At 61.8% G+C, this 2,745-nt stretch carries 3 protein-coding genes and 1 pseudogene; 1 reads left to right on the plus strand and 3 read right to left on the minus strand.

The window, feature by feature from the left end:
- A partial coding sequence (locus ACLP2E_RS10615; protein WP_442465889.1) for a tyrosine-type recombinase/integrase occupies positions 1-496 on the plus strand: 496 nt, incomplete at its 5' end.
- A 78-nt stretch (positions 497-574) separates the two neighbouring features.
- Here the strand turns inward: ACLP2E_RS10615 and ACLP2E_RS10620 are convergent.
- The 3 genes and pseudogenes from ACLP2E_RS10620 to ACLP2E_RS10630 all read right to left on the minus strand — a co-directional run.
- Positions 575-1,306 (minus strand): SapC family protein, encoded by a 732-nt coding sequence (locus tag ACLP2E_RS10620; RefSeq protein WP_442465890.1) that lies wholly within the window; start codon positions 1,304-1,306, stop codon positions 575-577.
- A gap of 494 nt (positions 1,307-1,800) precedes the next feature.
- Positions 1,801-1,974 (minus strand): annotated as a pseudogene (locus ACLP2E_RS10625) (IS110 family transposase); the annotation flags it as partial.
- A 589-nt stretch (positions 1,975-2,563) separates the two neighbouring features.
- A partial coding sequence (locus tag ACLP2E_RS10630) for a hypothetical protein (RefSeq protein WP_442465891.1) occupies positions 2,564-2,745 on the minus strand: 182 nt, incomplete at its 5' end.

The raw sequence follows: 2,745 nt of genomic DNA on the forward strand, positions 1-2,745 counted from the left end.
AACCGACCGCCTCATCGCGTCCCTTGCCGAGGACGAAAACCGCGCCGCCGCACAAGCGATCATGCTGCTGCTGCTCATGGACTGGACGAGGCGAGCGTTGCTGGTGTCTGTCTCGAAATCGGGCAAGCCCAGGACAATCGCCCTCAATACCGCGGCGATGGCGGTGCTGAAGTCGATCCCGCGTCATCCGGCGTGCCCTTTTATCTTCCCGACGCGCCTCATCGGCGTCTTCTACCCGTGGGACCGAATCCGACGCCGCGCAGGACTGGGCGACGTCCGCTTGCATGACCTGCGCCACTCGTTTGCGAGCTTGCTCGTCAACCAGGGCGTCTCGCTCTACGTGGTGCAGGGGCTGCTCGGGCATGCGACGCCCCGGATGACGCAAAGGTACGCGCACTTGGCTCCGCAGACCCTCCTGGACGCAGCCGAAGTGGCGGTCACCCACGCTATAACTCCAGACTGGAGCCCGATCTTCGCCGGCTTGCATTCCGGCTGACCTGCCGTTTCGGCGACCAATCAGCGGCTTAGTCGAGCGAAGATCGATAGAGGCCACCTACGCCACCCCTACGGCGCATCACACCACAGCTTCCATCTGCTTCTGCATCAGAATCAGGCGCGCCAGTCCATGCACCTGCACCATGGAAAGCAGCTGCCCATAGGCAATGACCAAGGACGATGCCTTTCGTAACTTGAGAAAGGTCGCGTCATCGAGCGCGTTCAGCGCCGCCTCATCAACGGAATGAAGACCACTGACGGATATCTGTTGATCGCCGACCTGCATCGTCAACGGCCAGGGCTTGATCACACCAGCATCGGCAAGAGCCGAAACCGCCCGCGCAGTCGTGAGTTGATCGCGCTCCGAGAAATGAATCAATTCCGCGATCGCTTTGGTGGTAGGCGCGAGCGTTCCATCCGCCGCGAAAAACTCTTCCACACTCTCGCCTTCGCCATTGTCAACGACCAGCCCGCTGTCCTCGTCAATGCCCAATACTCCCTCATCGACGCCGTCGGTGCGGACTAGCGAAAACGGGTAACTACGCAAGACAGCAGGTATGTAACCACCAAGCCAATGTCCCCCCGGCCCCACAAACAGATTGCCGCCCTTCGACAACGCCAAGACCGCCACCGGCATATAGCTTCCGGGCGATCTCTCGACAAACCCGATCGGGAACGTCGCGATCGCTTGGGAGAATTCCGAACCGCCAAGCGGCGCCACGTTGAGATTGCCGGCAAATCCATAGCCATTCGGCCGCCGCCAACGCTTGCGCCCATGGCGATCGTGATCTACGGCAACGATCTTCACCATCACTTACTCCCTGCAAGGACACGTAACGCGGCTGCGTCCAGTGAATCGGACCTTCCATATCGTCCGCAGGAATGACTGGCGGTCTTGCCTGCTGTGCTCATTGCCACCGGTCCGCTGAGACGGGAATTTGCGTAGCGCCGCCGACACATAGTGTCAATTGGCCCATTAATTTCGGGGGAGACCCAAGCTCCCTCCTGTCGGCCTCGAAGGTCGATCCGCGCGCGCGGGAGCGAGGCTGCGTAGTTCGCGCTTCAGAACCTCCAATGAGCAAGCCGGAGAGCGTGTACAACGTACTGTCCAGCGCCGGGGTCACGGTCCTTTCCGAGGTCGCTTAAGCGCCTCATGATAATTTTCGGGGCGGGTGCCCTAAAGTGCGCAACGAAGTGCGGCGAAACCGCCTTCAGCCGATTGACCAAGGTCACCCAACCACCACCGTCCCGGCGGGGACATCGCCGGCGACGTCGTGCGCCGGAGATTGCGCTAATTTAAGGAAATCAGGCCGCCTTCGGTTGGCCCCAGTCGAACGCCGTTTCGTCGACCCAGATGCACTGGAGGATGACGGCGATCTTGCGCGCGATCGCGACCTTCGCTTTCTTCATGCCGATGCGTTTGATCAGCCGCACGCCCCACGCCTTCAAGGTCGATCACTTCTTGGTCCGATGCACGAGCTGCGCAGGTACCTGTTCGAGGCGGCCAGCGCTCGCGCCCCGCGCCACTTCCTGGACAGGCAAGCGGTCGGCCGAACAAAGGACAACGTGCGCCCGCCGCACATGTTTGAGCGGGCGATTGCGATCCGCGACGATGGGCCAGCAGACGCCCGCGATCTTCGGCCGGAGGAAGCGGTTTGAGCCATGCCCACAGACTCGCACATCCGCCAGTCCGGTAGCTGAGTGGCAGCAAGAATCCACGCGCGCGCCGGCGGCTTGGCACCTGCATTTCGGACTGGGGGGGCAGGAGTGTCGGCGGCGATCAAGATCCGCGCATAAGCGGCGCGTTTGCGGCCGAGCCGCCTGAGGTGGAGGGTGCGGGCGGGGCTTTACGGCAGTTCCCCGCGCGGACAAAATCGCTCAAGGACCCGATGGGTTGGCCGCGGAATCCAGTCGTTGCATCCATAACTGTAGCCGAAGGTCGACGTCACCCTCGCGGAGCGACCAATCTTGCTGTAATTTACCGACGCAGAGGTTCTGAATCCGGAACGTCTAACTTGCCATGACGCATGTCTTGATGAAGTTTCGTGCCGGATTTTCCTTTGCGTATCTATCTTGCCGTCGTCAGGTGCTTGTCTGTCGACGGTGCGACCGAGGCCAGATTTACTGCACAGGAACCTGTGCGCAAGTAGCCCGTCGCGAGAGGCAAAGGAACGCGCGCCGGCGCTATCAGGCAACGCCGCGCGGCCGCGCCATGCACGCCGAGCGAAATCGCCGTTACCGAGCCCGAGT

This window comes from Rhodoblastus sp. (genome assembly GCF_052145335.1).
Taxonomy (GTDB): domain Bacteria; phylum Pseudomonadota; class Alphaproteobacteria; order Rhizobiales; family Beijerinckiaceae; genus Rhodoblastus.